The sequence below is a fragment of the Bradyrhizobium sp. 482_C4_N1_8 genome, assembly GCF_052075965.1.
Lineage (GTDB): Bacteria > Pseudomonadota > Alphaproteobacteria > Rhizobiales > Xanthobacteraceae > Bradyrhizobium > Bradyrhizobium barranii.
This window is the reverse complement of record NZ_CP197231.1, coordinates 4,967,764-4,993,962: the sequence shown is the minus strand read 5'-3', so window position 1 is coordinate 4,993,962 and position 26,199 is coordinate 4,967,764. Positions and strand designations below refer to the sequence as shown.

Genomic DNA, 26,199 nt, shown 5'->3' with positions numbered 1-26,199 from the left:
CTGCCGGGGCCTTTTCGTCGACCGCGGGGCAAGCTTACGCCATCACGGAGAATCCACCGTCGACGGGGATCGCAGTGCCCGTGACGAAGTTCGAGGCGGGCGAGGCGAGGAACACGGCGATGCCGGCGAAGTCGTCGATATCGCCCCAGCGTCCCGCGGGCGTGCGCGCCAGCACGCGCTCATGCAGTCCCGAGACCTGCTGCCGCGCGCCGCGGGTGAGGTCGGTGTCGATCCAGCCCGGCAGGATGGCGTTGACCTGGATGTTGTCGGGCGCCCACGCATTGGCGCACGCGCGCGTGTACTGCACGATGCCGCCCTTGCTTGCCGCATAGGCGGTGGCGAAGCTCGCACCGAAGATCGACATCATCGAGCCGATATTGATCACCTTGCCGTTGCCCGACGCCTTCAGCGCCGGATAGGCCAGCTTCGAGCACACGAAAGCGCTGGTTAGGTTGGTGTCGATCACCTTGTTCCACTCGTCGAGCTCGAGCTCGTGCGGCGGCTTGCGGATGCTCATGCCGGCATTGTTGATGAGGATGTCGATCCGGCCGAGCTCCTTGACGACGCGGTCGATCATGGCCGCGACCGCCGCCTTGTCGGTGACGTCGGTGGTGACGGCAATCGCCTTCACGCCGCGCTCTCTGAGATCGGCAACGGCAGCGGCCGACTTGGTTTCGTTACGTGCGACCACGGCGATATCGGCGCCGGCATCGGCGAGTCCGTGGGCGAGGCCAAGACCGATGCCGCCATTGCCCCCTGTGACGATCGCGACTTTGCCGCGGAGATCGAACCGGTTGGATGTCATATTTGTATTCCCTGGTTTCTTCTATTGGTTGCTCTGCCAGATCAGGACCAGTCCGAAGCCGGCCATGGCTGCGCCATAGCCGGCCCATTGCAACTGGTTGACCATGAAGCTCGACCGCGGCCAGGCGACGGTGCCCGTTCCCTGTCCGATCCAGAGCAGCCCGACGGCGAGGGCAAACAGGCCTGCGATCAGCAGAAATCTGCGCATGCATTCCTCCCCGTTGGTTTGCCTCTGTCGTGGCCTACGGCATCAACGATCGCCGCTTGTCACGAAAACTTCCCGCCAGACTAGCCGTAGCTTCGGTTTGGATACAATGGCTGCGGATGCAGGGCCGCTGGGAGGATCCATGTCCGTGCGGAAGATGATCCTTGGTAGCACCCTTGGCATCGCTGCTGCGGCCGCACTGGTGGCGGCCTATGCCGTCATTCCGCGTCGTGCGGATCTGCGGGCGCCTTGGTAGCACCCTTGGCATCGCTGCTGCGGCCGCACTGGTGGCGGCCTATGCCGTCATTCCGCGTCGTGCGGATCTGCGGGCGTTCGATCCGGCCGAGATGGCGCGGCTCGAGACAGCGATGTGGCGCGACTATTACGACAAGCGCTATGCCGCGCTGTTCTACCATCTCTACGAATCGACGCGGACGCAGTTCGGCTTTTCGCCGCTAGGAAGCTTGCAGATCGCGTTCGGCGCCGCCGGGGCCGCCAGGACGTTCCAGCCGACGCGGTCACGCCGGGAGGCCGATGCGGCCCTGCCAGCGCTCGTTGGATACTACCGGGATCTTGCATCGGCCGCGCCCGCGGCATTCGACGCGCACGAGGCCGCCCGTCTCGAGCTTGACTGGTGGCGGGCGCGGCGCGAGGCGGTGGACCCGCGCGACTATGGCCTCACCATCGCACGCGTGGCGGCGCTGACCTACGGCAAGAGTGCGGACGATTCCGGCATCAGGCAGTTCGGCATCGCGCGGGCAGAGGCCATGGCGTTTCGCGATGCGCGGGGCGAGGCGATCACCGAGGCCGACTGGGCGGGAATCGAGAACCGGCTTGATGAGGCATACCGATCTCTGAAGGCGAGCGTCGGCCGCTGACAATCCGGCAACGAAAAAGCCCCGGATGATGCCGGGGCTTTGACGTCTGATATCCAGACTGGATCGGGATTTGTCTCAGGAGTTGGGCCGCTTCAGTTGAAGCGGTAGACCAGCGACGTGCTGATGGTCTGGACCCAGGGCTTGAAGGTAATTGCGGTGCCCGTCAGACCCACCGCCGGCGCGCCGAAATTATTGCCCGGAGCAAACGTCGTGGGCCGGGAAATGCGGTCATAGTACGCCGAACGGTATTCGGTTTTCATGAACCAGCCGGGCGCAGCAATTCCGAAAATGTCGAGGTTGTTCTCGACGCCACCGCCAACGAAAAAGCCATCGCGGTGGAAGGAGCCAGTGGTCGTCTGCGTCGCGGTACTGGCGCCCGGTCCCACACCCAGAAACGTCTGAGACGTGCCTGACCATTCCGAACCCGAGTAACCGGCGTTGACGTAGGACAGGACATTGGGCGCAACGAGATAGCCTAACCGCGCGCCGGCCGTGTAGCTGGTGCGGAGCTTTTGGCGGCCTTCAGTTTGCCAGAAGGCGGGGTCGGTCAGCGAGCCACTGATGTCACCGAACTGGCCGTCAGCAAAGACGCCGGCCACCCAGCGGCCGTTGAATTGCCAATCGTAACCGGCGCCGACGGTTCCAAACCAGCCGCTGCCGCCCAGGCGCGTATCGCGGGTTATCGCGGTGCCCGCCGGTCCGAAGGCACCGAACCCTCCGGCAACACCGGTGCTCTGGATGTTGCTGTCAGCGGACCACAGACCGCCGCCGCCACCGCCGAAGATGTAGAAGCCGGTCCAGCTTTGCACTGGCGCGGGCGCCGGAGCCTTCACATAGGGGCGGGCCCCAAGGTCAGCCGCCGCGGCCGAACCGGTCATCGCCGCCAATGCCGTCAGAGCGAGCAAAAACTTCTTCATGATTAAATCCCAACCTTGGTCTGTTCGGCGCGCGCGCTGAACTTCGAGTCATCGGATGACCAAGCTATAGGCGGTTCCAGCCAAAAAGCTGTTGCCGGTCAGGTACATATGAATTGGGAACGCAGAGCTTGAGGCGACGCCTCCGGACTGGCACGACCCGCTGGGGCACCGCGCACCGGAGCTCTCGATGTATCGAGCCTTGAACTCCGCAAAACAGAAGCCGCAACGAAAAAGCCCCGGACAATGCCGGGGCTTTGACGTCTGAATTTCAGAACAGATCAGTACTTCGCGACGACCGGACCGGTCCAGTTGAAGCGGTAGACCAGCGAGGTCGAGATCGTCTGGTTCCAGCTGTTGGCGCGGATGCTGTTGCCGGTCGGGAGGTTGGTGCCGTCGATCAGTTCGTCCTGGGTCTTGGCGTTGTAGAAGGCCGAACGATATTCGGTCTTCATGAACCAGCCGGGCGAAGAGATGCCGAAGATGTTCAGGCTGTTCTCGACGCCGCCGCCAACGAACCAACCATTGCGGTTGTAGCTGTTGAGGTGGGCACCAGCGGGAACGCCGGCCAGCGTCAGGAAGTTGGTCTGGCCGAAGTGAGCGCCGGAATAACCGCCGTTGACGTAGGAGAGAACGTTCGGAGCAACCAGATAGCCGAGGCGCACACCAGCGGCCCAGGAGTCTTCCAGCTTCTGCGAGCCGGTGATGCCGAAGAAGGGATCCTGAACCGTGCCACGGATGCTGCCGAACTGACCGTCAGCGAACACGCCGGCGACCCAAGTGCTGTTGAACTGCCAGTCGTAGCCGAGACCGACGGTGCCGAACCAGCCCGAGCCACCCTGGCGCTGGCCGATCGTCAGCGGAACCGCGCCGACCGTGGTCTGGACGGACTGATCGGAGTTCGAGAGGCCACCACCACCACCGCCGAAGATGTAGAAGCCGGTCCAGTTGGCGACGGGCGCCGGAAGCGGGGCCTTCACGTAGGGACGGGCAGCCAGATCGGCCGCCGACGCCGAGCCGGTCATCGCGGCAACCGCGGTGAGTGCGAGCAAAATCTTCTTCATCTTAAAATCCCCAAGCTTTGGTCTGTCCGGCAGGCGCGAGCGCACTGAAGTCCGAGTGATCTGATGCCCGGACTATAGCCGCTTTCCACCGAAATGCTGTTGCCGGACAGGCACAGTCGCCGGGAAACGCCGCTCGGCGAGGATTCCGGGCGTGATCGCCGAAATCAAAAATATCTCTATTATTACAATATGTTGCGTCATTTTCCGAAGATCGAATTCCGGTAACTTCTCGTTAGCAAATCCGGCTCTGTCCGAAATGGTAGCAATCCTGCCTCAGCCTTGGCGCCGGTGAGTCGTTGGCCGAGTCGTTCCGCCCCAAGATGAGTCGGGTAGCGGACGCGGTCTGGGTCGGGCGCCTCCGCGAGCAGCCGCAAACAAAAAAGCCCCGGCCGAGGCCGGGACTTTGTGCGTGACGTCGGAAGACTGCCTCAGACGTCCAGCAGCTCCTCGCTCGCAAACTCCGCCTTGTCCGAGATGAACGCGAAGCGCGCCTCGGCCTTGGTGCCCATCAGACGCTCCACCGAATCCGCCGTGGTGTCGCGGTCGTCGGCGAGCAGCACCACCTTTAGCAGCGTCCGCTTGCGCGGATCCATGGTGGTTTCCTTGAGCTGCGCCGGCATCATCTCACCGAGACCTTTGAAGCGGTTCACCTCGACCTTGGCGTTGGCGTTGAACTCGCTCTTGAGCAGCGTCTCCTTGTGCTTGTCGTCGCGTGCGTAGACGGACTTCGAGCCATGGGTCAGCTTGTAGAGCGGCGGCACCGCGAGGAAGAGGTGGCCCTCGTCGATCAGCCGCGGCATCTGCCGGTAGAAGAAGGTGATCAGGAGCGAGGCGATGTGGGCGCCGTCGACGTCGGCGTCGGTCATGATGATGATGCGCTGATAGCGCAGATCCTCTTCGCGATATTGCAAAAGCTGGCCGCAGCCGATCGCCTGCACGAGGTCGGAGAGCTGCGCGTTCGCCGTCAGCTTGTCCTTGCCGGCCGAGGCGACGTTGAGGATCTTGCCGCGCAGCGGCAGCACCGCTTGCGTCTTGCGATCACGGGCCTGCTTGGCGCTGCCGCCCGCCGAGTCACCCTCGACGATGAAGAGCTCGGAGCCCTCGGTGCCGGCATCGGTGCAGTCGGCGAGCTTGCCGGGCAGGCGCAGCTTCTTGCCGGCGGTCTTGCGTGCCGTTTCCTTTTCCTGGCGACGGCGCAGCCGCTCCTCGGCGCGGTCGATCACGAAGTCGAGCAGCCGGTTGGCCATGTTCGGATTGCCCGATAGCCAGTGGTCGAACGGATCCTTCATCGCCTGTTCGACGATGCGCTGCGCTTCTGCGGTGGCGAGACGATCCTTGGTCTGGCCCTGGAATTCAGGCTCGCGCACGAACACCGACAGCATCACGGCCGCGCCCACCATGACGTCTTCCGACGTAATGGATGACGCGCGCTTGCCCTGACCGACGCGCTCGGCGTGATCCTTCAGGCCGCGCAGCAGCGCGCTGCGCAGGCCGGATTCGTGCGTGCCGCCATCGGGCGTCGGCACGGTGTTGGTGTAGGACGACAGGAAGCCGTCGGCATCCGCGGTCCAGGCGACAGCCCATTCGCAGGCGCCGTGCGCGCCGTTGCGGCCTGATTTGCCAGAGAAGATGTCGGGATGCACCAGCGTGTCGGCGTGGATCGCAGCGGCGAGGTAATCCTTGAGTCCGCCGGGGAAATGGAACGTTGCTTCCGCCGGCACGTCCTCGACGCCCTTCAGGAGCTCGGGCGCGCAGTTCCAGCGGATCTCGACGCCGCCGAACAGATACGCCTTCGAGCGCGTCATCTTGAACAGGCGCTGCGGCTTGAACGCGGCCTTGGCGCCGAAAATGTCGGTGTCGGGCTTGAAGCGCACGCGGGTGCCGCGGCGGTTGTTGATCTTGCCGAGATCCTCGAGCTTGCCCTTCGGGTGCCCGCGCTCGAACGTCATGCGGTAGAGTTTCTGGCTGCGTGCGACCTCGACCTCGAGCAGCGAGGATAGGGCGTTCACCACGGAGATGCCGACACCGTGCAGACCGCCGGAAGTCTCGTAGACCTTGGAGTCGAACTTGCCGCCCGAATGCAGCGTGCACATGATGACTTCGAGCGCCGACTTTTTCGGAAACTTCGGATGTGGATCGATCGGGATGCCGCGGCCGTTGTCGGTGACGGTCAGGAACCCGTCGGCGCTGAGCTCGACTCCGATGAAGGTCGCGTGCCCGGCCAGCGCCTCGTCCATCGAGTTGTCGATGACTTCGGCGAAGAGGTGATGCAGCGCCTTCTCATCGGTGCCGCCGATATACATGCCGGGCCGGCGGCGCACCGGTTCCAGGCCTTCGAGCACCTCGATATCGGCCGCAGTGTAGTCGGCTTCGCCGCCCGTTCCGCGCGAAGCCGCCTTGGCGGGCGCACGCGACTTCGGCTCATCGCCGCCGAAAAAATCGTCTTTTGCTTTTGGCTTCAACTGCTTGGACATATATTTTGATGCACTTTGATGGCCGCGATGGCGGCGAATCGGTTGGGCCGACTATGCCACGGCTGGCCTGCAAAGGTCACCGCAGGTCCGCCCGGCGGGTGTGGGTGGGAGCCAATCCCGGCGATTTTACGCCGCAGGCCCCACCAATTCCCGGCAATTTGACACCTGGGCCCGGCTCAGGCCCGGCTTTGTGACTTGATGTCACACAAGTCCTTGGCTTACCAGTCCTTTTATCTGACAGGACCGTGACGGGGCGGGAAGGCAATCTGGAATGGAGCAGTACGCGCACGCGCTGGCCGATTTCGTGCGCGCTCACCAGGCTTGGGCGGCCCCGATCGTGTTCCTGCTCGCCTTCGGGGAGTCGCTGGCGTTCGTCTCGCTGCTGATCCCGGCCTGGGGAGCGCTGGTTGCGATCGGCGCGCTGATCGGGGCGAGCGGCATCAGCTTCTATCCGGTCTGGATCGCCGGCGGCATCGGTGCTGCGCTCGGCGACTGGGTCTCCTACTGGTTCGGCTATCGCTACAAGGAGCAGGTCGCCCAGATGTGGCCGCTGTCGCGTTACCCGGAACTGCTGCCCAGGGGCGAAGCCTTCGTGCGGAGCTGGGGCGTGCCCAGCATCTTCATCGGCCGCTTCTTCGGCCCTTTGCGCGCCTCGGTGCCGCTCGCAGCTGGCATTTTCGAGATGCCCTATTGGAGTTTTCAGGCCGCCAATTTCATCTCGGCGCTAGTCTGGTCCGCGGCGCTGCTGCTTTTTGGCGACGTGATCGCGAAGATCATGGAATGGATCTGGCGCGTGATCTGACCGGGCAGCTCGGCCGCCCGGTCAGCGGATACGGCAGAGCCTAAAGCGAGGCGTTCCAGATCGACGGAATCCAGCGATAGCCCGAACCATCCTTCTCCTTCTCGACGCGGACGAGACCGGGGAAGGCGGCATGGAAGGCCTGGATCGGCATCTTCTCGGCAATCGCCATGTCGTAGAGCTTCCGCCGCGTCTCTTGCGCCAGCGGCTTGTCGACGTCGGAGGCAATGTTCCATTCAGGATGCTTCACGAACAGGAACGCTGCGCCTGCGGTGATGTCGACCTGCACAAGTACCTTTTCCGCGCCGGACGCGACGATGAAGGAGTTGTGTCCCGGCGTGTGGCCCGGGCTCGCCACCGAGGTGATGCCGGGCGCGACTTCCTTGCCGGACTCGTATTGCGTGACCTTGCGGCCGAGCGCATCGAACACGCGGCGGATATTCTTGAAGTTGCTCTCAAGGATCGGATTGCCGGTACCCTTGCTCATCTCGCCGTCATCCATCCAGAACTTCCATTCCACTGCCGGAACCATGATCTCGGCGTTGGGGAAGGCCGGCTTGTTCTCGGCCGCGAGCAGGCCGTTGATGTGGTCGCCGTGGAAGTGCGAGATGATGACGGTGTCGACTGCCGCGCGGTCGATGCTGGCCGCTGCAAGGTTGTTGTGGAACTGGCCGACCTTGCCCTTGGTCTGCGTGAACTGGTCGGGCCCGAGACCGGTATCGATCACGACGAGCTTCGGCCCGGTGTTGACGACGACCGGATTGAAGGTGTGGGTGACCTTGTCGGTCGGCAGATGGTTCTCGGCGAAGATCTTGTTGATGTCGTCCTTGCTGGCGCCGGCCGCGTAATTGTCCGTCAGGTTGACGGTCGCGACGCCGTCGCAGACCACGGTGATCTGGTGGGTGCCGACATTGTAGCGGTAGAAGCTCGCATTCTGGGTCGCTGCCTGGGGCGCGGCGGCGCTCGCGGGCGAGGTCTTCACGAAGGGCAGGAGCGCCGAGGCGGCGGCGCCGGCTAGCGTTGCGCGACGGGTGATCTCGGTCATGGCGATGTCCTGGGGCTGGGTTGCGAACGAAAGGCACGAACCGGCGGGGTTGTGGCGCCTTTCTTTCTCGGGAACCCCCAAGCTTAGGAGAAATTCCGCTGCGACCCGATGACATCCGTGCGGCATCCTGCCGTCACGTGGTGCGGCAGCCGTCGCGCCCCATCGATTTGGACTTGACCCTGGAACCCTCTGGCCTTATAGCCGCGCGCCATGATCAACGCCGCGACCATCCTGTTCGCCCGTCGCCGCCGCCGCTCTTTAGCGGTTTGGGCGGTCGATCGCGTTTGAGATCATCGTCTTTGCCGCTGGATCCTATCCGCGGCATTCTCTCTCCTGTCAGCGCGATCTGATCCGGCGGCCCCTCAAGGAGGCCCAGCAGGAGACCACGATGTACACGCCACCCTTTTTCAAGCAGGACCGCGCCGCGAGCCTGAAATTCGCCGAGGAGCGCGGCTTCGGCACGATGTGCGCCTTCGACGGCCACAAGCCGGTCGCCTCGCCGCTGCCGTTCTACCTGACTTACGCCGCTGACGGCACGCCGCAGGCCGCCTTTCATGTCGCCCGTCACAATCCGCTGCTAAAGCTGGCGGATGGGACGACCTCCTGGCTGCTCGCGGTCAACGGCCCCGATGCCTATGTATCGCCCGACTGGTACGTCTCGCCGGATCAGGTGCCGACCTGGCTCTACCAGTCGGTGCATCTGAGCGGGCCGGTGCGCCTCTTGTCGGACGATCAGCTGGCGGTGCAGATCGACACGCTGAGCGACAAGTTCGAGAGCTGGCTGTTGCCGAAAGCGCCGTGGACATCGGCGAAGATGACGGCAGGCCGGCTGGAAGCGTTGAAGAAGGGGATCGTGGGCCTGGTCATGACGGTTGAAGAGGTCGAAGGCAGCTTCAAGCTCAACCAGCACAAATCGGACGCCGACTATACCGCGATCGCCAACGCGCTCGGGGCGCAACCCGCAGCCGACGCCAGAGAGATTGCACAATTGATGCAGGACGTGAGGCCGGAGGCCTTCGCGAACGAAACCAACATGCTCGAAAGGAGCGCGCCATGAGCCTCACGGAAACCACCAAGGCCCCGACCACCGGCGCCGCCAAGAAGCCCGCCACCGTCTTCGTCGACGGCGGCTCCGGCACCACCGGGCTCGGCATCAACGAGCGGCTGAAGCTCCAGAGCGACGTCACCGTGAAGACGATCTCCGACGACAAGCGCAAGGATCCCGCGGCCAAGAAGGCGCTGATGGAGGAGGTCGATCTCGTCATCCTCTGCCTGCCTGACGAGGCCGCGAAGGAAACAGTGGCGCTGGTCGACAGCATGGGCGCTTCGGCGCCGAAGGTGCTGGACGCTTCCACCGCGTACCGGGTCGCGCCCGACTGGGCCTACGGCTTTCCGGAGCTGACGTCGGACCAGGCCGCAAAGATCAAGGCCGCGAAGAAGGTCTCCAATCCCGGCTGCTATCCGACCGGTGCGATCGCGCTGCTGCGGCCGATCGTCGATGCCGGTCTGTTGCCGCCCGATTATCCCGTCACCGTCAACGCGGTGAGCGGCTATTCCGGCGGCGGCAAGTCGATGATCGCGAGCTTCGAAGACGGCAGCGCGCCGTCCTTCGAGCTCTACGGCCTTGGCTTCGAGCACAAGCATCTTCCGGAGATGCAGCTCTATTCGAAACTGACGCGGCGGCCGATCTTCATTCCCTCGGTCGCCAACTACCGGCAGGGCATGCTGGTCTCGGTGCCGCTCCAGCTCGACGCGCTGCCGGGCAAGCTTGGCGGTGCGGACCTCCAGGCCGCGCTGGCCAAGCGTTACGCCGGCTCGAAATATGTCTCGGTGATGCCGCTCCAGAACGAGGCGACCAAGGGCGGCAAGCTCGAGCCGGAGGCGCTCAACGAGACCAACACGCTCGAGCTCCACGTCTTCGCCAGCGACAAATATCACCAGGCGGTACTGGTCGCCCGGCTCGACAATCTCGGCAAGGGCGCCTCGGGTGCGGCCGTGCAGAACATGCGGCTGATGCTGGGCCTTGCCGACAATAGCTGATCGAACGTTGCTCGGGAGGCCAGCCCGGTGGACGAAGCGACGCTGCGACTTTCGACCCCGGCAAGACGATCAAATGACGCCTGAAAGGTACGCGTGATGAGCTCGAAGAAGATCGGCATTCTCGGCGCCTCCGGTTACACCGGGGCCGATGCGGTGCGCCTGTTGGCCCGGCATCCGAATGCCGAGATCGTCGCGCTCACCGCCAACACCCATGCCGGCAAGTCGATGGGCGACGTGTTTCCGCATTGTTTCATGCTGGACCTGCCGAAACTCGTGGAATGGGAAAAGGTCGACTGGAGCAAGCTCGATGCGGTGTTCTGCGGACTGCCGCACGGCACCACGCAGGAAATCATCGCCGCGGTCCTCAAGGCAAATCCCAAAATCAAGGTCCTCGACATGTCCGCCGATTTCAGGCTGCGGGACAAGAGCACCTATGCGCAGTGGTACGGCCATGAGCACCGGGCGCTCGAACTGCAGGGCGAAGCGGTCTACGGTCTCACCGAATTCTATCGCGAGAAGATCACGTCGGCGCGGCTGGTCGCCTGTCCCGGCTGCTATCCCACGGCGGCGCTGCTCGCGCTGGTGCCGCTTGCGAAAGCCAAGCTGATCGACGTCGACGACATCGTCATCGACGCGAAATCGGGCGTCACCGGCGCCGGCCGCGGGCTGAAACAGAACACGTTGTTCAGCGAGGCGGGCGAGGGGCTGTCGCCCTATTCGGTCGGCACCCACCGGCACGCGCCCGAGATCGAGCAGGAGGTCGGCGTCGCCGCCGGTTCCGCAGTGACGATCAACTTCACGCCGCATCTTATTCCGATGGCGCGCGGCGAACTCTGCACCTCCTACGTCAAGCTCAACGGCGCGACGCCGGACGATCTGCGAAGCGCGCTGGAGCAGGCTTATGCCAACGAGCCCTTCGTGCATGTCGCCAGGAAGGGCGTGCTGCCGCAGACCCAGAATGTGCGCGGCTCCAACTATGTGCAGATCGGCGTCGTCGCCGACCGCATCAAGAACCGGGCGATCGTGATTTCCACGCTCGACAATCTGGTGAAGGGGTCGGCCGGGCAGGCGATCCAGAACATGAACCTGATGTTCGGGCTGCCCGAGACGGCGGGGTTGGAGCAGATCGCGCTGTTTCCATGACACGAGGTACTGCGGTGGACGAAGCGACCTTGCAATTCTACCGGCAGAACGCCGAGGCCTATGCCGGCTGGGCGAAGGCCGCATCGACGCGGTTGCGGGGCTTTCTCGCCCTGCTGCCGCCGGGAGGCGCGATCCTCGAGCTCGGTTGCGGTGCCGGCAATCATTCCGCAGTGATGCTCGCCGAAGGTTTTTCAGTGCGTGCGACCGATGGCTCGCCCGAAATGGCCGGGATCGCCTCGCGCCGGCTTGGTCATCCCGTCGAGGCGATGCGGTTCGACCAGCTGGATGGGCACGAGGCCTATGACGGCGTCTGGGCGAGCGCCTGTCTGCTGCATGTGCCACGCGACGAGCTCGCCGGCATCCTTGGAAAGATCCACCGTGCACTCAAGCCATCAGGCGTGTTCTACGCCAGCTACAAGATGGGCGAGGGCGACGCGCGAGACAGCCTCGGGCGGTACTACAGCTACGTCTCGCGGGAGTGGCTCGAGATGACTTACGCCAGCGCAGGTTCGTGGATCACGCTGTCGTCGGACACCAACGTGATCCAGAGTTTCGACGAGACGCCAGCCAACATGCTGAACCTCGTCGTACGCAGGGCCTGATCCCTAAGAGACCCGATTTCTAGAGCACCTTGAAGATTGCCAGCGCAAGCACGGCCTGGGCGAGGAAGCCGACGGTGAAGGCGAGAGTCCGGAACACCGGGATTCCGAGCGCATAGACGATCAGATGCGCGACACGCGACCAGAAATAGACCGCACAGGCGAGCACGGTCCATTTCGAGGAATAGTCGATCGCGTTTAGGATCAGCACCAGCGGCGCGAAGAGCACGAGGTTTTCGACGGCGTTGTCATGCGCGAACATCAGGCGGTTCGCCCACTCCGCCTGCGGCTTGTCGGCGCGCGAGGGATTGGCCAAGGCGCCACTGAGCCCCCGAACCTGGCAGCGGTTGATGGTGTAGGGAATCCAGAGGATCCCGGTCAGGATCACCGTCAGTGTCAGCCAGAACAATTCGCGCGTCATGGTCCGTCCCCTGTGTCTTCGCTGCGTTGAGAGCGAGTCTATACGAAAGCGCGGGCGAGTCCGCTATGCGCGAACCCTGACATAGCTGCCGGGCGCGTCCTCGATCGGGGGCAGGGCCTCGCTGCCGACCACGCGCGCCGGGACTTCCTCCGGATCGAGCTCGCCCAGCCATTGCCGCCAGTCCGGCCACCACGAGCCCTTGTGCTCCACCGCGCCCTTCATCCATTCGGCGACGTTGACATCCTTGACGTTGTCGTTGGTCCAGTACTGGTACTTGTTCGAGGCGGGCGGGTTGACCACGCCGGCGATGTGGCCCGAGCCGGACAGGACGTATTTCACCGGGCCGCCGAAGAACTGCGAGCCGTACAGCACCGATTCGGCCGGCGCGATGTGGTCCTCGCGGGTGGCGAGGTTGTAGACGGGCACCTTGACCTTGGAGAGGTCGAGCAGCGTGTTGTCGAGCACCATGGTGCCGGTGGAGAGCCGGTTCTCCAGGTAGCAATTGCGCAGGTAATAGGAGTGGTTCGATGCGGTCATGCGCGTCGCATCCGAATTCCAGTGCAGGAGGTCGAACGCGCTCGGCTGCTGGCCCTTCAGATAGTTGCTGACGACATAGGACCAGATCAGATCGTTGGAGCGCAGCATGTTGAAGGCCATCGCCATCTTCGAGCCTTCGAGCACGCCGGCCGCCTTCATGTCCTGCTCGAGGGCCGCGATCTGGTCCTCGTCGACGAACACGAGGAGATCGCCGGCATGGGTGAAGTCGACCTGCGCGGCGAAGAACGTCGCCGACGCGACGCGCTGGCGGCGCTTCTCGGCGAGCCAGGCCAGCGTGGTCGCGAGCATGGTGCCGCCGACGCAATAGCCGGCGGTGTGCACCTTCAACTCGCCGGTGACCTTCTCGATCACGTCCATCGCTGTGAGCGGGCCTTCCTTCATGTAGTCTTCCCAGCTCTTGTTGCCGAGCCGCTTGTCGGGATTGACCCATGAGATCACAAACACGGTGATGCCCTGGTCGACGCACCACTTGATGTAGGATTTCTCCGGCTTGAGATCGAGGATGTAGAACTTGTTGATCCAGGGCGGCACGATCAGGAGCGGCGTGCGCAGCACGTTCTCCGTGGTCGGCGAATACTGGATCAGCTGCATCATCTCGTTCTGGTAGATCACCTTGCCCGGCGTCGTCGCCATATTGACCCCGACGACGAGATTGTCCGGATTGGACTGGCGGATCTTCAGCATGCCCTTGCCGGCCGCGATGTCCTCGGCCAGCATCTTCAGGCCGCGCGCGAGGTTCTCGCCGCTGCTGGCGACCGTCTCGCGCAGCACTTCCGGATTGGTCAGCACGAAGTTGGACGGCGAGATCGCGTTGGTGATCTGCTGGATGTAGAACTCCGCCTTGCGGCGGGTCTGCGGGTCGAGCCCGTCGGCGTCGCGCACCAGCTCCTGCGCCCATTTGGTCGTGAGCAGATAGAGCTGCATCATGAAATCGAAGAACTGGTTCGACTTCCATTCCGGATCGGCAAAGCGCTTGTCACGCGGCGAGGGCGCGATCGCGGGCGGGGCGTCCTGGCCGGCCATGCGGCGCGCCGCCGAGCCCCAGAGGTCGAGATAATCCTTGGCGAGCTTGGTCTGCAGATCCGACGCGCGGGATGTGTCCGACAGCCAGTATTCGGCGACCGACGTGAAGGCCTTGACCACTTCCGTCAGCTCGGCCGGCGGGCGATCCTGCACCTCGCCGCTCTCGCGTGGCTTGAGATACGCGGCGAGCGCCTTGCCGCCGCTCTCCATCGCCTGCGCGACATTCATCGCGAAGGCTTCCGCATCGAACTTCGTTTCGGATTTGGGTGTGTCGGTCGTGGCGCTACTCATGAGCAGAACAGTAACGATTCATTCCGTATTCGTCACCGCGAAGCTCGCATGTTTGGCGTTAAACAAGCTCCAACATGTGCTGCACTGCGACAAAGCCCCTTGGTTTTGTCACAATCAGCGTGCACCTCTTCCGCAGTGGGCCTTGGAAGTATTCTCGCTCGTACCATTTGTGGGCAGCAATGGTTTGAGCTTGGGCAGGTTGTCGGGTTAAGTTCCGGCAGCCTTGCATTGGGACGAGTAGGGGATTTCCCAAGTGTTGGCGTTGAGGGACCTGCAAAAGTCGCTGCCGATCTGTGGCGCGCTGCTGATGGCGGCGCTTGCCTTGGGCGGCTGCTCGAGTCAGCTGGCTGACTATACGCCCACCGACGCGCAGGCCCATCCCAGGGAGCCCGGCTCCTACCTTCCGGTGCACGATCTGCCGCCGGATCGTGATCAGGCGATCATCCCGCCGGACCAGCGCGCCAAGATTGAAGCCGAGCTGGCCGCCGCGCGCGAACGCCAATCGGTTGCCGCAAAAGACGCCAAGTAACGCGGCGTAATCGCTGGCGCCCCCGCCATGCCGTGCTAAAAGACCTCAGTTCAGCCGAGAGTCAGGGCGAACGACTTCAGCTCCTGCCGTCGAATATTACTCTAAGCGTTTGATTTTGAGTGATTTTCGCGAGGGGGCGAGAGCTTTCCCGAGCGGCTGTCATGGCCGGTCGATTCTGTCCTGACCGGTTGCCCGGAGCCCAGAGAGCCATGGAAGAGTTTTACCGCATCCGCCGCCTTCCGCCTTACGTGTTCGAGCAGGTCAACCGGGCCAAGGCGGCCGCGCGGAATGCCGGCGCCGACATCATCGACCTCGGCATGGGCAATCCGGACCTGCCGGCGCCGGCGCATGTGCTGGAGAAGCTGAAGGAGACGCTGGGCAAGCCGCGCACCGACCGCTACTCGGCCTCCCGCGGCATCCCCGGGCTGCGCCGGGCTCAGGCCGCTTATTACGCCCGCCGCTTCGGCGTGAAGCTCAACCCCGACACCCAGGTCGTGGCGACACTCGGTTCGAAGGAGGGCTTTGCCAATGTGGCGCAGGCGATCACCGCGCCCGGCGACGTCATCCTCTGCCCGAACCCGAGCTACCCGATTCACGCTTTCGGCTTCCTGATGGCGGGCGGCGTGATCCGCTCGGTGCCCTCGGAGCCGACGCCGCAATTCTTCGAGGCGGTGGAACGGGCGATCGTGCATTCGATCCCGAAGCCGCTCGCGCTCGTCGTCTGCTACCCCTCGAATCCGACCGCCTATGTCGCGAGCCTCGACTTCTACAAGGACCTCGTCGCGTTCGCGAAGAAGCACGAGATACTGATCCTGTCCGATCTCGCCTATGCCGAAGTCTATTTCGACGAGAACAACCCGCCGCCCTCGGTGCTCCAGGTGCCCGGCGCGATCGACGTCACCGTCGAGTTCACCTCGATGTCGAAGACCTATTCGATGGCCGGCTGGCGCATGGGCTTTGCGGTCGGCAACGACCGCGTGATCGCCGCGCTCGCCCGCGTCAAATCCTACCTCGACTACGGCGCCTTCACGCCGGTGCAGGTCGCCGCGACCGCCGCGCTGAACGGCCCCGACGATTGCATCAAGGAGATGCGCGACACCTACCGCAAGCGCCGCGACGCGCTGGTGGAGTCATTCGGCCGCGCCGGCTGGGAGATCCCGCCGCCGGAAGCCTCGATGTTCGCATGGGTGCCGCTGCCGGAGGCCTTCCGCAGCGTCGGCAGCATGCAGTTCGCAACCCTGATGGTGGAGAAATCCGGCGTCGCGGTCTCGCCCGGTGTCGGCTTCGGCGAGCACGGTGAAGGATATGTCCGCATCGCCATGGTGGAAAACGAGCAACGGATCAGACAAGCCGCGCGCGGCGTGCGCCGCTTCCTTGAAAGCGGCATCGAAACGTTGCACAACGTCGTTCCGCTCGCCAATCGGCGTTAAGTTTCTCTTCGGCAGGTTTTCTAAAGCATCATGGTTGCACCCCTGAAAGTGGGCATAGCGGGGCTCGGCACCGTGGGCGCCGAAGTTGTCCGTTTGATCGAGACCCAGGCCCGCGTGCTCGCGGGCCGCAGCGGCCGCGGCATTCGCGTCGTCGCCGTCACCGCGCGCTCGAAGGCGAAGAAGCGCGGCGTCGATCTGCGCGGCATCGAATGGGTCAGGGACCCCATGGCACTGGCCACGCATCCCGGCATCGACTGCTTCGTCGAGCTGATGGGCGGCGCCGGTGATCCCGCTCTCTCTGCGGTCGAAGCGGCACTGAATGCGGGCAAGTCGGTCGTCACCGCCAACAAGGCGCTGCTCGCCAAGCACGGCCTGAAGCTTGCCAAGGCCGCCGAAAAGCACGGCGGCGCGCTGAATTTCGAGGCAGCGGTCGGCGCCGCGATCCCTGTCATCAAAACGTTACGCGAAGGGCTTGCCGGAACCGGCGTCACCCGCGTCTACGGCATCCTCAACGGCACCTGCAATTACATCCTGACGCGGATGGAGCAGGAGGGCCTGTCCTTCGCCGAATGTCTCAAGGATGCGCAGCGGCTCGGCTACGCCGAGGCCAATCCGTCCTTCGACGTCGATGGCCACGACACCGCGCAAAAACTTGCCATTCTCGCCAGCCTCGCTTTCGGCACGAAAGTTGCTCAAAGCGCTGTGTATGTCGAAGGTATCTCATCCATCGCGCCGGAAGATCTGCGCGCGGCCGACGATCTCGGTTACCGGCTCAAGCTGCTCGGTGTTGCCGTCCGTACCGCCAAGGGCATCGAGCAGCGCGTGCACCCGACCATGGTTCCAAAATCCTCCTCGATCGCGCAGGTGATGGGTGTCACCAATGCGGTCACGATCGATGGCGAGGGCATTCCTCCGATCACGCTGGTCGGCCCCGGTGCCGGCGGTGCTGCGACCGCATCCGCCGTCGTCGCCGACATCGCCGACGTTGCGCGCGGCATCCGCGCCAATCCGTTCGGCCGGCCGATCTCGCATCTGCGCGACACCAAGAAGGCGCCGATGGAGCGGCACGAGGGCGGCTACTATATCCGCCTGCTGGCGCGGGATTTCCCGGGCACTGCGGCCGCGATCGCGACCCGGCTCGCGGAGCAGAAGATTTCGATCGAGTCGATCGTGCAGCGTCATCCCAATGGCGGCGCTGCGCCGGCGAACGGCAAGGCGGTGCCCGTGCCCGTCATCCTGATCACCTATGCGACGCATGAGGACGCCGTGCGACGCGCGCTCGCGGCCGTGCAGAAGGACAAGGTGATCAGCGGACGGCCACAGGTGATCCGGATCGAGAAGAACTGAGCATGACCCGGAAAAGTGTGAAGAGGTTTTCCGGAAAGGTCATGCTCAAACAATAGGACACGGTTCGAACGAACTGTGGGTGTTACGAGTTGATGCGGACGGAGATCTCCGTCCAAAACTGTTCCGAAGGAGTTAGCCGATGTCGACCCATATTTCAGTCCCGCCGCACGCGTTGCTCGAGCGCATCCTCACGCTGGAGATCGTGCGGGTGACGGAGCGGGCGGCGGTTTCTTCGGCGCGGCTGCGCGGGCACGGCAACGAGAAGGCGGCCGACCAGGCCGCGGTGGACGCCATGCGGCGCGAGCTCAACAAGCTGCCGATCGAGGGCACCATCGTGATCGGCGAGGGCGAGCGCGACGAGGCGCCGATGCTGTTCATCGGCGAGAAGGTTGGCATGAACGCCGGCCCGCAGGTCGACATCGCGGTCGACCCGCTCGAAGGCACCACGCTGTGCGCCAAGAACATGCCGGGCTCGATTGCCACCATGGCGATGGCCGACGGCGGCACGCTGCTGCACGCTCCTGACGTCTACATGGAGAAGCTCGCGATCGGTCCCGGCTACGACAAGGGTGTTGTCGAAATTGATGCCTCGCCCGCCGACAACGTCCGCCGCCTCGCCAAGGCCAAGGGTGTCCAGCCGGAAGGCATCACCGTTCTCGTGCTCGACCGCCCGCGCCATGCCAGCATCATCGAGAGCGTGCGCTCGACCGGTGCCGCCGTCCGCCTCATCACCGACGGCGACGTGGCCGGCGTAATCCACTGCGCCGACCCCGATAACACCGGCGTCGACATGTATCTCGGCACCGGCGGCGCGCCGGAAGGCGTGCTCGCGGCCGTGGCGCTGCGCTGCATCGGTGGCCAGATGCAGTGCCGCCTGATCCTGGATTCCGACGAGAAGCGCGAGCGCGCCGCCAAGATGGGCGTCAACGATCCCAAGATGATCTACGGCATCGAGGACATGGCGCGCGGCGACTGCCTGTTCGCTGCCACCGGCGTCACCACGGGCTCGTTGCTGTCGGGCGTCAAGTTCCGCAAGGACGGCGTGATCGAGACCGAGACGGTCGTGATGCGCTCCGTCACCGGCACCGTGCGTTACATCAAGGCCGAGCACCGGCAGTTGGAGAAGTTTTACCTGGGCTGACGCGCTTCGTCATTCCGGCGCGACGGGACCGCGCAAAGCGCGCGGCCCGGAGAAACCGGAATCTCGCGCCATAACTTCTGGATTCCGGGTTGGTGCTGACGCGCCCCCCGGAATGACAAGAACAACAAAAGAGGAAGCGCACATGTCCGATCTCTCCTCCGTCAAAGCCCTGGTCTTCGACGTGTTCGGCACCGTCGTGGACTGGCGCACCAGCCTGATCACCGACCTCACGTGGTGGGGCAAGGGCCGCGGCATCTCCGCCGACTGGACCGCTTTGGTCGACGGCTGGCGCGGCATGTACACGGCCGCCATGGATGACGTGCGCAAGCACCCCGAACGTGGCTATGTCATCCTCGACGTCCTGCACCGCCGCTCGCTGGACAAGCTGGTCGAGAAGTTCGCGATCAAGGGTTTGACCGAGGCCGACCTCGACTACATCACCAAGGGCTGGCACCGTCTGCATCCCTGGCCCGACAGTGTCGCGGGCCTCACACGGCTGAAGTCGAAATTCGTGATCTCGCCGCTGTCGAACGGCAATGTCGCGCTGCTCACCAACATGGCGAAGTTCGCAGGCCTGCCGTGGGACCTCATCATGTCGGCCGAGCTGTTCGAGCACTACAAGCCCGATCCCGAGACCTATCTCGGCGCCGCGCGCCTGCTCGGCCTCAAGCCGGAGCAGGTGATGATGGTCGCCGCCCACAACGGCGATCTCGCCGCCGCGCAGAAGAACGGGCTGAAGACCGCGTTCGTGGCGCGGCCGACCGAATACGGTCCGCTTCAGAAGGTCGACTTCGAGGCGACCGGCAATTGGGACATCGTCGCCAAGGATTTTGGCGGGGTCGCCGACAAGCTCGGCTGCTGAGCGGCATCGCTTCTGTTTGACATCCTTCAAGACAGCGCCTTTCATATCGACAATGTCGATGTGTGAGGTGCGCCCCTGGATACCGAGCTCGCGCGTACATTCCTGACGGTGGTTGCCACCGGCAATTTCATCACCGCCGCCGACCGGCTTCACGTCAGCCAGTCCACCGTCAGCACGCGGATCCACTCGCTCGAGGAGCTGCTCGGCTGCACGCTGTTCGTGCGCAACAAGGCAGGCGCGACGCTTACGGTGGCGGGGCGGCAATTTCAGCGCCATGCCTCGACGCTTGTTCGCACCGTCGAGCAGGCCCGCCATGACGTCGGCCTCCCCAAGGGCTTTAGCGGGGTGCTGGTGCTCGGCGGCCGCATCGGCCTGTGGGAGGAGTTCCTGCTGCTTTGGGTGCCGCGCATGCAGGAGGCCAATCCGCAGATCTCGATCCGGGCCGAGAGTGCCCTTGAGCCCGAACTGATGCAGGGGCTGGTCGAGGGACGCATCGACATCGGCGTGATGTACACCCCGCAAAGCCGCCCCGGCCTCAAGGTCGAGTTGCTGATCGAGGAGCAGCTCGTGCTGGTGTCGACCAATCCCAGGAGCGATCCGGAGCCGCAGGAGGGCTACGTCTATGTCGACTGGGGGCCCGAATTCTACGCCCGGCACAGTGCCGTCTTTCCCAATTTCGCGGGGCCTGCGCTGACCGCCAACATCGGCTGGCTCGGGCTGCAGCACGTCCTCGCCAACGGCGGCTCCGGCTATTTTGCGCACCGGATCGTCGAGCCGCTGCTGAAGGCGCGGCGGCTGCACCTGGTGGTGGGAGCGCCGAAATTCTCGATGCCGGCCTATGTCGTCTATTCGGTCGACCAGCCCGACGACCATGTGCAGAGCGCGATAGCGATCATGCGCGACCTCGCCGCCGAGCAGACCCGGCGCGTGACGGAAACGCCGGCGCGTGGCGCGCGCAGGCGCCGCTGACGGCTCGTTTGACTGGATCTATCCGCGCCGGTGCAGGCGGGTCTCGGCGAGCGCCGTCACCGCGCCAAGTGCGAGCGTCGCGACGACGATATCCGCAGTCGCGTCGAAGCCGACGGCGAGAACTGCAGCGGCGATCACCGCGGCCAGCACGGTGATGGTGAAGCCTTCGTCGGTTATCAACCGTCGTGCGCCGCTGAGAAGCGTTGCACGCTTGTTCGTGGGACGCATTCGCCGCCTACTGAAACAGCTTCATGGCGTTGAGCAGGGTCTGGATCACGCCCGCGAGCAGGGGGATGCCCGCAAAGCTCCAGGCCAACGCCAATTGCAGCGGCGTGGTCTTTGCCGTCTGAGCGGTCTGCATGATGTCAGGCCCCCGAGGGATTGTTGCTCGCCGCGGCTGCGGCCGCGATCTCGGTGGCACGATGCACCGGCCGCATCGCCGCCATCGTCCGTGATACCCGCCAGGCGATCCAGCTCAGCAGCGATTGGGAGAATGACGCTTCGCTCCGTGATGTCGTGGTCATGGTCGCCTCCTTGTGTTCGTCCGAACGTCAGGCAGCACGCGCCGCCTCGAGACCTGAACTGTCCTCGTCTTTCATGTGATGACGCTTGTCGACGGCACGGACGCAGAGGTTGGCGAGGAAGCCGATCACGAGCAGTCCGGCCATGATGTACATGGTCGTGTTGTAGGCCTGCGCCTTCGGCACGCCGTGCGTGACGTTGTATTCGCGGATGTAGTTGATCAGCACAGGCCCAGCGATGCCGGCCATCGACCAGGCCGTCAGCAGGATGCCGTGGATGGCGCCGACATAGCGCGTGCCGAACATGTCGCGCAGATAGGCCGGCACGGTGGAAAAGCCGCCGCCATACATGCTGACGATGATCAGGAAGCACAGCACGAACAGCACGACATTGCCGCTCGCGCCGGCATAGGGCACGGTCACGTAGAGGGCGATTCCGAGCACCATGTAGACGAAATAGGTGCTCTTGCGTCCGATGAAGTCGGATAACGAGGCCCAGCTGAAGCGTCCGCCCATGTTGAACAGGCTCATCAGGCCGACGAGACCTGCGGCCGCGACTGCGGTGATGTGGCCGGGGAACATCTCCTGGCTCATCGCCGAGGCCTGGCCGAGCACGCCGATGCCGGCGGTGGTGTTGCAGAACAGCACGATCCAGATCAGCCAGAACTGCGGCGTCTTGATCGCCTGGTAGACGAACACGTCGTTCCTGGTCATCAGCTTGGTGGCGGCCGCAGGCGGCACATAACCCTCCGGCTTCCAGCCCTGCGCCGGCACGCGCACGATGGCGGAGCCGACCATCATGAAGACGAAGTAGACACAGCCGAGCGTGATGAAGGCGCCGAGCACGCCGACGTCGCTCGTGGTCGCAAACTTGCTCATCAGCCATACGGAGAGGGGGGAAGCGATCAGCGCGCCGCCGCCAAAGCCCATGATCGCCATGCCGGTGGCCATCCCCGGCCGGTCGGGAAACCACTTCATGAGCGTCGAAACCGGGGAGATGTAGCCGATGCCGAGCGCGCAGCCGCCGATCACGCCGTAGCCGAGATAGATGATCCAGAGATTGTGGAGATAGACGCCGAGGGCCGAGATCAGGAATGCGCTCGCCCAGGCAACGCCGGCAGTGAACATCGCCTTGCGCGGGCCGCCTTCCTCGACACAGCGTCCGAACACTGCGGCCGACAGTCCGAGGAAAACCATCGCGATGGAGAAAATCCAGCCGAGCTCGGTGAGCTTCCAGTCGCCGGATGCCGATTGGGTGACGCCGAGCAGCTTGGTCATCGGCAGGTTGAAGACGCTGAAGGCGTAGGCCTGCCCGATGCACAGATGCACGCAGAGTGCGGCGGGCGGCACCATCCATCGGCTGTAGCCCGGCCTTGCGATCGTGTGCTCGCGATCAAGGAAGGGCAGCAGCGAACGTGCAGGCATTCCCGATGCGTCGAGCGTCGTCGTCATCCAATCCTCCGGTGCCTCGCTGTTCTCGGGGGCGGCCTTTACGGGCAGCCGGGCGATGGCGCGGATCAGGCTACGCAGAAGGAGGATTTTGACAAACGAATAATACGCGCTGTTACAATCGGATTAATCGATATTAGAAAGAGCAGAAATCGGCATGGCGTTTTCGCGATGGACAAAAGGTCCGGGCGGTCTCGCGCCGCCCGGACCTGATCTGAAGAATGACAACGTCATCTGCCTTGGTTCGGTATGGTATGTCAGCCGATGCTACTTCGCTGTGACCGCATTCGCAGCCTTTCGGATCACATCCAGCACCACATCCGGCTTCGACAGCATGGGGACGTGGGACGAAGCCACTTCGGTCACGGTAGCGTTCATGCGCTTCGAGACGAAGTGTTGCAGATCGGGGTGAACCGTCTGGTCCTTGCTGGCGAGGATGTACCAGCTCGGCTTCGAGGTCCACGCTGTGCCATCGACCTTCTGGGTCAGGAGATCCGCAACCGGCGCCCCTTGCGTTGCGTAGACCAGCTTTTGCTCGGCTTCGGGCAGGTCGCCGGCAAAGTGCGTCAGGCCGCTTGGCTTGAGCCAGACACGGCCCGCCGGCGCGTCGATGTGGCCGAACACCTGCGTCGTCGGAAATTTTGCAATCTGGCTCTGCGAAGTTTCGTCGGCAGCGGGCGCGAGCGCGGCGATGTAGACCAGCGCGGCGACCCGCGGATCGGTTCCGGCATGCGTGATCAGTGTGCCGCCATAGGAGTGGCCGACGAGGACCACGGGTCCGGGAACACGGCCAAAGCACGCCGTCACGCAGGCGACGTCGGTTGCGAGTGAATCGAGCCCGTGCTGGCTCGCCAGGACCTCGTGGCCTTCGGCTTGCAGCGTCGGGATCAGCTTGCCGAAGCACGATCCGTCAGCCCAGAGGCCGTGCGCGAAAACGATGCTTGGTTTGGTCATGAGATGGTCTCCGTTGGCTGCGCAACGGCGAGCCGAGGTGCTCGCGGAGCGGGAAGCGGGGGAGCTTCACGTCTAACGCGCGACCACGTCAGCTGACAGAGGGTCGCAAGGATAATCGGGCGAATGCGAAATTGAGCAAGTTCGGCTCGCGAGCCGAATGCAGCTTACGCCCCACACGACAGAGAGCGTGCATCAGTTCAATGGTCCGGGCAGCGTGCACCGTCGCGATTGTGTCTCCTGATCGCGCGATGCGGCAGGACGGCACGAATCTTTTTGCGTCAGGATGGCGTGCGCATGCCCAGGCGTTCGACGAAGCGCACGAGGTAACCGTCCGGATCCTGGACGAGGAATTCACGCTGGCCGAATTCCTGGTCGCCAGCCCGATACCAGGCTTCGTTCGGCTGCTCGTAGAGCGGCCATTTGGCATCGCCGAGAGCCCTAAGCATGGGATCAATGCGATCGACGACCATCTGGAAATTGACGCCGCGTCCGAATGGCCGCTGCATCTCGGCCGTCTCCCAGCGTCCATTCAGTTCGCAGAGCATCACCTGCAAACGCCCCCTGACGAGATACGCAAATCGCGCATCGGGGCGATCATAGGCGAGCTCGAAGCCGAGCAAGTCGCGCCAGAACGGCAGGCTGGCTTGAATGCTGGAAACGCTGAGTTCGGGAACGAGATCGGCAAAGCCGCCTTGCGGTGCGCTTCCCGTGCTGTTGGAGGTCGCACGCGCGACGGGGGCAGAGGGCAGTGGTTTGTTCATTGCGGCGTCGCCTGATCTTATGACCGACCTTCGGGGCGGTTATCGCAGCGAAGCGGCGCGAATGCCAGACGCGGAATGGGGCGAACGAGTGCTCGCCGGGCAAGGTCGCCTCACGCGATCCGCAGCGCGAGGTCGTTTCCTTCCGTCTCGGCAAAGCCCGCCTGCAAGACCTCTTCGCGCTTGTGGCGCAGATGCGCACGCAGGATGTGGGAGAGGCCGGCGCCATCGCGCCGCTGCAGCGCGTTCAGGATCGCCTCGTGCTCCTTCACGGCGAACGCCCAGCGCTGCGGCGTCATCGGCGTGACGTAGCGCGCGCGCCTGATGCGCGCGGTCACGGAAGCATAGAGCCGGGTCAGCGCGGGATTTCGGCTGCGGCGACGATGGCCTCGTGAATTGCGCGGTTGCCGCGATAATACTGGATCAGATCGCCCTCGCGATAATGCCGAACCATGTCGTCATGTGCGGCGGCGATTTCGCCGATCCCGGCGTCGCTGATGCGCTCGCAGGCGAGCTCGCCGGCGAGCGCCTCGAGACCCTGGCAGACCTCGGTGGCTTCCCATTCCCGATCTGCACGCCCGCGCACGGCACCGCCTACGACATCGCAGGGCAAGGCATCGCGTCGATCGGCGCCAGCCGCGCCGCGTTGCTGCTCGCCGCGGAGATGGCCGCGCGCCGCGGTGCGTGACGAGGCGGCGCTACTTCGTGATCGGCGTGACCAGCTCCTTGTCTGCTGAATCCACGACGAAGACGGCAAGCAGCTTCGCAGGTTCGGTATCGCTGGCATTCGCGCTTATGGCGTGACGGTCGCCGGGCTTTTCGAAGAAATTCTCTCCTTTGCGATAGACCTTGGCGGGCTCGTCATTGACCTGACTGCGGATCGCTCCTTCCAGGATGGTCGCATAGATGAATGCGGAGCGCGGATGCATGTGGGCCGGCGAGGAGCCTCCGGGACCATACTCGACCAGCACGCCCTTCATGCTCTTGCCCGGGACGTTCGGCAGCGCCTGGTCGAACACGACCGTCACTTTGGCCAGAGGTGCCGGTTCGGCCGCATAAGCCGTCAGGATTGATGCGGCATAAACCGCCGTTGCGATCAGCAATCTGCGCATGGGATTTCCTTCATTGCAGTGGTTGTCGTGATGGAAGCTCTTGCGGTCCCTCAGAGTCTTGCGAGCCACGTTGCGAGCGGCGTTTTTCCAAGCCGCGCCTCGCCGAGCGGGTTCAGCGATGTGTCGTCGATGGGGGCGCCGTAGTACGGTGCCTTCGGGTCTCCCACCACCGGTCGGGCGTCGCCGGACGCCTTCAGGCGCCGCGCAATGAATTCATTGAAGGGCGCCTTCTCGGGGCCTGCGATATCGATGGTGCCGTTGAGCGGCCGGCCCATGGCGACCTCCGCGAGGCGATCGGCTACGTCTTCGGCGGCGATCGGCTGAAACAGTGCGGACGGGACGACGATCTTTCCTTCGACCACAGCCGTTTCGGCAATGGCGCCGAGGAATTCGAAGAACTGGGTGGCACGAACGATGGAGTAGGGGACCGACGAGGATTTGATGATGGTCTCCTGGGCGAGCTTGGCCCGAAAATAGGAATTGTCGGGCGACCGTTCGGTCCCCACGATCGACAGCGCCACGTGATGCTTCACGCCCGCGGCCGCCTCTGCCGCGACGAGGTTTGTGCTTGAGCGCTGGAAGAAATCGAGCACGGCGGCGGGCTCCCAGGACGGCGCGTTGGCAACGTCGACGACGACATCCGCGCCAGCCAGCGCTGCAGCGAGGCCTTCCCCGGTCACGGCGTTCACGCCTGATTTCGGCGAGGCTGCAACGGCCTCGTGGCCGTGCTGTTTCAACTTCGTCACGAGCTTGGATCCGATCAATCCGGTCCCGCCGATCACGACGATCTGCATGGCATGTCTCCTCGGCATGTGACGAGCGTGAGTGATCCCAATCCGTGAGCCGATCACGTCACGTCCGCCCAACGT

At 64.1% G+C, this 26,199-nt stretch carries 28 protein-coding genes and 2 pseudogenes; 13 read left to right on the top strand and 17 right to left on the bottom strand.

Translation table 11 applies throughout. From position 1 onward, the window contains the following. Positions 1–34 precede the first annotated feature (34 nt). Together AB7Z56_RS24185 and AB7Z56_RS24180 are read right to left on the bottom strand one after the other, a co-directional pair. Positions 35–805: an SDR family NAD(P)-dependent oxidoreductase gene (locus AB7Z56_RS24185; protein WP_063983511.1), complete on the bottom strand. Its 771-nt coding sequence runs from the start codon at positions 803–805 to the stop codon at positions 35–37. Between the two features lie 21 nt (positions 806–826). Continuing rightward, positions 827–1,012: a hypothetical protein gene (locus AB7Z56_RS24180; protein WP_007609848.1), complete on the bottom strand. Its 186-nt coding sequence runs from the start codon at positions 1,010–1,012 to the stop codon at positions 827–829. A 173-nt stretch (positions 1,013–1,185) separates the two neighbouring features. Here AB7Z56_RS24180 and AB7Z56_RS24175 point away from each other — a divergent pair, with 173 nt between their 5' ends. Then, complete coding sequence (locus AB7Z56_RS24175) at positions 1,186–1,887, top strand: hypothetical protein (RefSeq protein ID WP_354234056.1); 702 nt, start codon at positions 1,186–1,188, stop codon at positions 1,885–1,887. 92 nt (positions 1,888–1,979) lie between these two features. Here the strand turns inward: AB7Z56_RS24175 and AB7Z56_RS24170 are convergent, their stop codons facing one another. The 3 genes from AB7Z56_RS24170 to parE all read right to left on the bottom strand — a co-directional run bounded on the left by AB7Z56_RS24170 (position 1,980) and on the right by parE (position 6,339). Next, positions 1,980–2,804 (bottom strand): outer membrane protein, encoded by an 825-nt coding sequence (locus tag AB7Z56_RS24170; RefSeq protein WP_354113166.1) that lies wholly within the window; start codon positions 2,802–2,804, stop codon positions 1,980–1,982. A 278-nt stretch (positions 2,805–3,082) separates the two neighbouring features. Then, complete coding sequence (locus AB7Z56_RS24165; RefSeq protein ID WP_085401054.1) at positions 3,083–3,865, bottom strand: outer membrane protein; 783 nt, start codon at positions 3,863–3,865, stop codon at positions 3,083–3,085. Between the two features lie 428 nt (positions 3,866–4,293). Next, positions 4,294–6,339 (bottom strand): DNA topoisomerase IV subunit B, encoded by a 2,046-nt coding sequence (gene parE / locus AB7Z56_RS24160; RefSeq protein ID WP_071914292.1) that lies wholly within the window; start codon positions 6,337–6,339, stop codon positions 4,294–4,296. Positions 6,340–6,610: 271 nt separating this feature from the next. Between parE and AB7Z56_RS24155 the strand changes: the two genes are divergently transcribed. Beyond that, positions 6,611–7,141 carry a DedA family protein gene (locus AB7Z56_RS24155; protein WP_354113167.1) on the top strand — a complete coding sequence of 177 codons (531 nt, stop codon included), beginning with the start codon at positions 6,611–6,613 and terminating at the stop codon, positions 7,139–7,141. A gap of 40 nt (positions 7,142–7,181) precedes the next feature. Here AB7Z56_RS24155 and AB7Z56_RS24150 read toward each other — a convergent pair whose 3' ends face one another. Next, positions 7,182–8,183, bottom strand: coding sequence for an MBL fold metallo-hydrolase (locus AB7Z56_RS24150; RefSeq protein ID WP_085401206.1), 1,002 nt, complete (start codon positions 8,181–8,183; stop codon positions 7,182–7,184). A 388-nt stretch (positions 8,184–8,571) separates the two neighbouring features. Between AB7Z56_RS24150 and AB7Z56_RS24145 the strand changes: the two genes are divergently transcribed. The 4 genes from AB7Z56_RS24145 (at position 8,572) to AB7Z56_RS24130 (ending at position 11,968) form a co-directional block, all read left to right on the top strand. Further along, on the top strand, positions 8,572–9,240 hold the full coding sequence (locus AB7Z56_RS24145; protein WP_063983505.1) for an FMN-binding negative transcriptional regulator: 669 nt from the start codon (positions 8,572–8,574) through the stop codon (positions 9,238–9,240). Then, positions 9,237–10,223: an N-acetyl-gamma-glutamyl-phosphate reductase gene (gene argC, locus AB7Z56_RS24140; RefSeq protein WP_208071606.1), complete on the top strand. Its 987-nt coding sequence runs from the start codon at positions 9,237–9,239 to the stop codon at positions 10,221–10,223. The genes AB7Z56_RS24145 and argC (AB7Z56_RS24140) overlap by 4 nt, the downstream gene beginning before the upstream one ends. Before the next feature lie 96 nt (positions 10,224–10,319). Further along, positions 10,320–11,366, top strand: coding sequence for an N-acetyl-gamma-glutamyl-phosphate reductase (gene argC, locus AB7Z56_RS24135; RefSeq protein WP_208071604.1), 1,047 nt, complete (start codon positions 10,320–10,322; stop codon positions 11,364–11,366). Positions 11,367–11,380: 14 nt separating this feature from the next. Further along, positions 11,381–11,968, top strand: coding sequence for a class I SAM-dependent methyltransferase (locus AB7Z56_RS24130; RefSeq protein WP_085401209.1), 588 nt, complete (start codon positions 11,381–11,383; stop codon positions 11,966–11,968). Positions 11,969–11,987: 19 nt separating this feature from the next. Here the strand turns inward: AB7Z56_RS24130 and AB7Z56_RS24125 are convergent, their stop codons facing one another. Both AB7Z56_RS24125 and AB7Z56_RS24120 read right to left on the bottom strand, forming a co-directional pair. Next, positions 11,988–12,386, bottom strand: coding sequence for an MAPEG family protein (locus tag AB7Z56_RS24125; RefSeq protein WP_063983501.1), 399 nt, complete (start codon positions 12,384–12,386; stop codon positions 11,988–11,990). A gap of 63 nt (positions 12,387–12,449) precedes the next feature. Further along, positions 12,450–14,258, bottom strand: coding sequence for a PHA/PHB synthase family protein (locus AB7Z56_RS24120; protein ID WP_354234062.1), 1,809 nt, complete (start codon positions 14,256–14,258; stop codon positions 12,450–12,452). 253 nt (positions 14,259–14,511) lie between these two features. Here AB7Z56_RS24120 and AB7Z56_RS24115 point away from each other — a divergent pair, with 253 nt between their 5' ends. The 6 genes from AB7Z56_RS24115 to AB7Z56_RS24090 all read left to right on the top strand — a co-directional run bounded on the left by AB7Z56_RS24115 (position 14,512) and on the right by AB7Z56_RS24090 (position 20,536). Continuing rightward, entirely contained in the window at positions 14,512–14,787 is a 276-nt protein-coding gene (locus AB7Z56_RS24115) for a hypothetical protein (RefSeq protein WP_135213523.1), read from the top strand. A 209-nt stretch (positions 14,788–14,996) separates the two neighbouring features. Continuing rightward, positions 14,997–16,217 carry an LL-diaminopimelate aminotransferase gene (locus tag AB7Z56_RS24110; protein ID WP_014495524.1) on the top strand — a complete coding sequence of 407 codons (1,221 nt, stop codon included), beginning with the start codon at positions 14,997–14,999 and terminating at the stop codon, positions 16,215–16,217. 30 nt (positions 16,218–16,247) lie between these two features. Further along, the gene (locus tag AB7Z56_RS24105) at positions 16,248–17,564 is read left to right on the top strand and encodes a homoserine dehydrogenase (protein ID WP_085401211.1); all 1,317 of its coding nucleotides are present in this window, start codon (positions 16,248–16,250) and stop codon (positions 17,562–17,564) included. A gap of 139 nt (positions 17,565–17,703) precedes the next feature. Beyond that, positions 17,704–18,705 carry a class II fructose-bisphosphatase gene (glpX, locus tag AB7Z56_RS24100; RefSeq protein WP_063983497.1) on the top strand — a complete coding sequence of 334 codons (1,002 nt, stop codon included), beginning with the start codon at positions 17,704–17,706 and terminating at the stop codon, positions 18,703–18,705. A 142-nt stretch (positions 18,706–18,847) separates the two neighbouring features. Further along, on the top strand, positions 18,848–19,567 hold the full coding sequence (locus AB7Z56_RS24095; protein WP_135213525.1) for a haloacid dehalogenase type II: 720 nt from the start codon (positions 18,848–18,850) through the stop codon (positions 19,565–19,567). A 75-nt stretch (positions 19,568–19,642) separates the two neighbouring features. Continuing rightward, a complete protein-coding gene (locus AB7Z56_RS24090) occupies positions 19,643–20,536 on the top strand; it encodes a LysR family transcriptional regulator (RefSeq protein ID WP_135213526.1) in 894 nt (297 codons plus the stop codon). 18 nt (positions 20,537–20,554) lie between these two features. Here AB7Z56_RS24090 and AB7Z56_RS24085 read toward each other — a convergent pair whose 3' ends face one another. The 7 genes and pseudogenes from AB7Z56_RS24085 to AB7Z56_RS24055 all read right to left on the bottom strand — a co-directional run bounded on the left by AB7Z56_RS24085 (position 20,555) and on the right by AB7Z56_RS24055 (position 24,804). Continuing rightward, positions 20,555–20,764, bottom strand: a complete 210-nt coding sequence (locus tag AB7Z56_RS24085) for a hypothetical protein (RefSeq protein WP_354123658.1) — start codon at positions 20,762–20,764, stop codon at positions 20,555–20,557. Positions 20,765–20,771: 7 nt separating this feature from the next. Continuing rightward, entirely contained in the window at positions 20,772–20,897 is a 126-nt protein-coding gene (locus AB7Z56_RS24080; protein ID WP_014495518.1) for an MFS transporter small subunit, read from the bottom strand. Positions 20,898–20,901: 4 nt separating this feature from the next. Continuing rightward, entirely contained in the window at positions 20,902–21,060 is a 159-nt protein-coding gene (locus AB7Z56_RS24075; RefSeq protein WP_157790313.1) for a hypothetical protein, read from the bottom strand. Between the two features lie 27 nt (positions 21,061–21,087). Continuing rightward, the gene (locus AB7Z56_RS24070; RefSeq protein WP_354131283.1) at positions 21,088–22,509 is read right to left on the bottom strand and encodes an L-lactate MFS transporter; all 1,422 of its coding nucleotides are present in this window, start codon (positions 22,507–22,509) and stop codon (positions 21,088–21,090) included. A gap of 264 nt (positions 22,510–22,773) precedes the next feature. Then, positions 22,774–23,460 carry an alpha/beta fold hydrolase gene (locus tag AB7Z56_RS24065; protein WP_071914273.1) on the bottom strand — a complete coding sequence of 229 codons (687 nt, stop codon included), beginning with the start codon at positions 23,458–23,460 and terminating at the stop codon, positions 22,774–22,776. A gap of 278 nt (positions 23,461–23,738) precedes the next feature. Further along, positions 23,739–24,221 carry a bleomycin resistance protein gene (locus AB7Z56_RS24060; RefSeq protein WP_354123660.1) on the bottom strand — a complete coding sequence of 161 codons (483 nt, stop codon included), beginning with the start codon at positions 24,219–24,221 and terminating at the stop codon, positions 23,739–23,741. Positions 24,222–24,331: 110 nt separating this feature from the next. Further along, a pseudogene (locus AB7Z56_RS24055) lies at positions 24,332–24,804 on the bottom strand (GntR family transcriptional regulator). On the opposite strand from AB7Z56_RS24055, the pseudogene AB7Z56_RS24050 reads away from it, so the two are divergent. Then, positions 24,766–24,906: pseudogene (locus AB7Z56_RS24050) on the top strand (4-hydroxythreonine-4-phosphate dehydrogenase PdxA); the annotation flags it as partial. The pseudogenes AB7Z56_RS24055 and AB7Z56_RS24050 sit on opposite strands and share 39 nt — an antisense overlap. 10 nt (positions 24,907–24,916) lie before the next feature. Here the strand turns inward: AB7Z56_RS24050 and AB7Z56_RS24045 are convergent. Next, complete coding sequence (locus AB7Z56_RS24045; protein ID WP_354097772.1) at positions 24,917–25,330, bottom strand: cupin domain-containing protein; 414 nt, start codon at positions 25,328–25,330, stop codon at positions 24,917–24,919. 50 nt (positions 25,331–25,380) lie between these two features. Next, complete coding sequence (locus AB7Z56_RS24040) at positions 25,381–26,124, bottom strand: SDR family oxidoreductase (RefSeq protein WP_354123661.1); 744 nt, start codon at positions 26,122–26,124, stop codon at positions 25,381–25,383. Positions 26,125–26,199: the final 75 nt, after the last annotated feature.

Excerpts from the sequence above, each read along its gene's own strand:
- AB7Z56_RS24110 (WP_014495524.1), top strand. The coding sequence starts at position 14,997 with ATGGAAGAGTTTTACCGCATCCGCCGCCTTCCGCCTTACGTGTTCGAG.
- AB7Z56_RS24080 (WP_014495518.1), bottom strand. The coding sequence starts at position 20,897 with ATGCAGACCGCTCAGACGGCAAAGACCACGCCGCTGCAATTGGCGTTG.
- argC (WP_208071606.1), top strand. The coding sequence starts at position 9,237 with ATGAGCCTCACGGAAACCACCAAGGCCCCGACCACCGGCGCCGCCAAG.
- AB7Z56_RS24145 (WP_063983505.1), top strand. The coding sequence starts at position 8,572 with ATGTACACGCCACCCTTTTTCAAGCAGGACCGCGCCGCGAGCCTGAAA.
- AB7Z56_RS24125 (WP_063983501.1), bottom strand. The coding sequence starts at position 12,386 with ATGACGCGCGAATTGTTCTGGCTGACACTGACGGTGATCCTGACCGGG.
- AB7Z56_RS24155 (WP_354113167.1), top strand. The coding sequence starts at position 6,611 with ATGGAGCAGTACGCGCACGCGCTGGCCGATTTCGTGCGCGCTCACCAG.
- AB7Z56_RS24105 (WP_085401211.1), top strand. The coding sequence starts at position 16,248 with ATGGTTGCACCCCTGAAAGTGGGCATAGCGGGGCTCGGCACCGTGGGC.
- AB7Z56_RS24070 (WP_354131283.1), bottom strand. The coding sequence starts at position 22,509 with ATGACGACGACGCTCGACGCATCGGGAATGCCTGCACGTTCGCTGCTG.
- AB7Z56_RS24150 (WP_085401206.1), bottom strand. The coding sequence starts at position 8,183 with ATGACCGAGATCACCCGTCGCGCAACGCTAGCCGGCGCCGCCGCCTCG.
- AB7Z56_RS24095 (WP_135213525.1), top strand. The coding sequence starts at position 18,848 with ATGTCCGATCTCTCCTCCGTCAAAGCCCTGGTCTTCGACGTGTTCGGC.
- argC (WP_208071604.1), top strand. The coding sequence starts at position 10,320 with ATGAGCTCGAAGAAGATCGGCATTCTCGGCGCCTCCGGTTACACCGGG.
- parE (WP_071914292.1), bottom strand. The coding sequence starts at position 6,339 with ATGTCCAAGCAGTTGAAGCCAAAAGCAAAAGACGATTTTTTCGGCGGC.
- AB7Z56_RS24040 (WP_354123661.1), bottom strand. The coding sequence starts at position 26,124 with ATGCAGATCGTCGTGATCGGCGGGACCGGATTGATCGGATCCAAGCTC.
- AB7Z56_RS24045 (WP_354097772.1), bottom strand. The coding sequence starts at position 25,330 with ATGCGCAGATTGCTGATCGCAACGGCGGTTTATGCCGCATCAATCCTG.
- AB7Z56_RS24170 (WP_354113166.1), bottom strand. The coding sequence starts at position 2,804 with ATGAAGAAGTTTTTGCTCGCTCTGACGGCATTGGCGGCGATGACCGGT.
- AB7Z56_RS24065 (WP_071914273.1), bottom strand. The coding sequence starts at position 23,460 with ATGACCAAACCAAGCATCGTTTTCGCGCACGGCCTCTGGGCTGACGGA.
- glpX (WP_063983497.1), top strand. The coding sequence starts at position 17,704 with ATGTCGACCCATATTTCAGTCCCGCCGCACGCGTTGCTCGAGCGCATC.
- AB7Z56_RS24120 (WP_354234062.1), bottom strand. The coding sequence starts at position 14,258 with ATGAGTAGCGCCACGACCGACACACCCAAATCCGAAACGAAGTTCGAT.
- AB7Z56_RS24165 (WP_085401054.1), bottom strand. The coding sequence starts at position 3,865 with ATGAAGAAGATTTTGCTCGCACTCACCGCGGTTGCCGCGATGACCGGC.
- AB7Z56_RS24185 (WP_063983511.1), bottom strand. The coding sequence starts at position 805 with ATGACATCCAACCGGTTCGATCTCCGCGGCAAAGTCGCGATCGTCACA.
- AB7Z56_RS24075 (WP_157790313.1), bottom strand. The coding sequence starts at position 21,060 with ATGACCACGACATCACGGAGCGAAGCGTCATTCTCCCAATCGCTGCTG.
- AB7Z56_RS24060 (WP_354123660.1), bottom strand. The coding sequence starts at position 24,221 with ATGAACAAACCACTGCCCTCTGCCCCCGTCGCGCGTGCGACCTCCAAC.
- AB7Z56_RS24180 (WP_007609848.1), bottom strand. The coding sequence starts at position 1,012 with ATGCGCAGATTTCTGCTGATCGCAGGCCTGTTTGCCCTCGCCGTCGGG.
- AB7Z56_RS24085 (WP_354123658.1), bottom strand. The coding sequence starts at position 20,764 with ATGCGTCCCACGAACAAGCGTGCAACGCTTCTCAGCGGCGCACGACGG.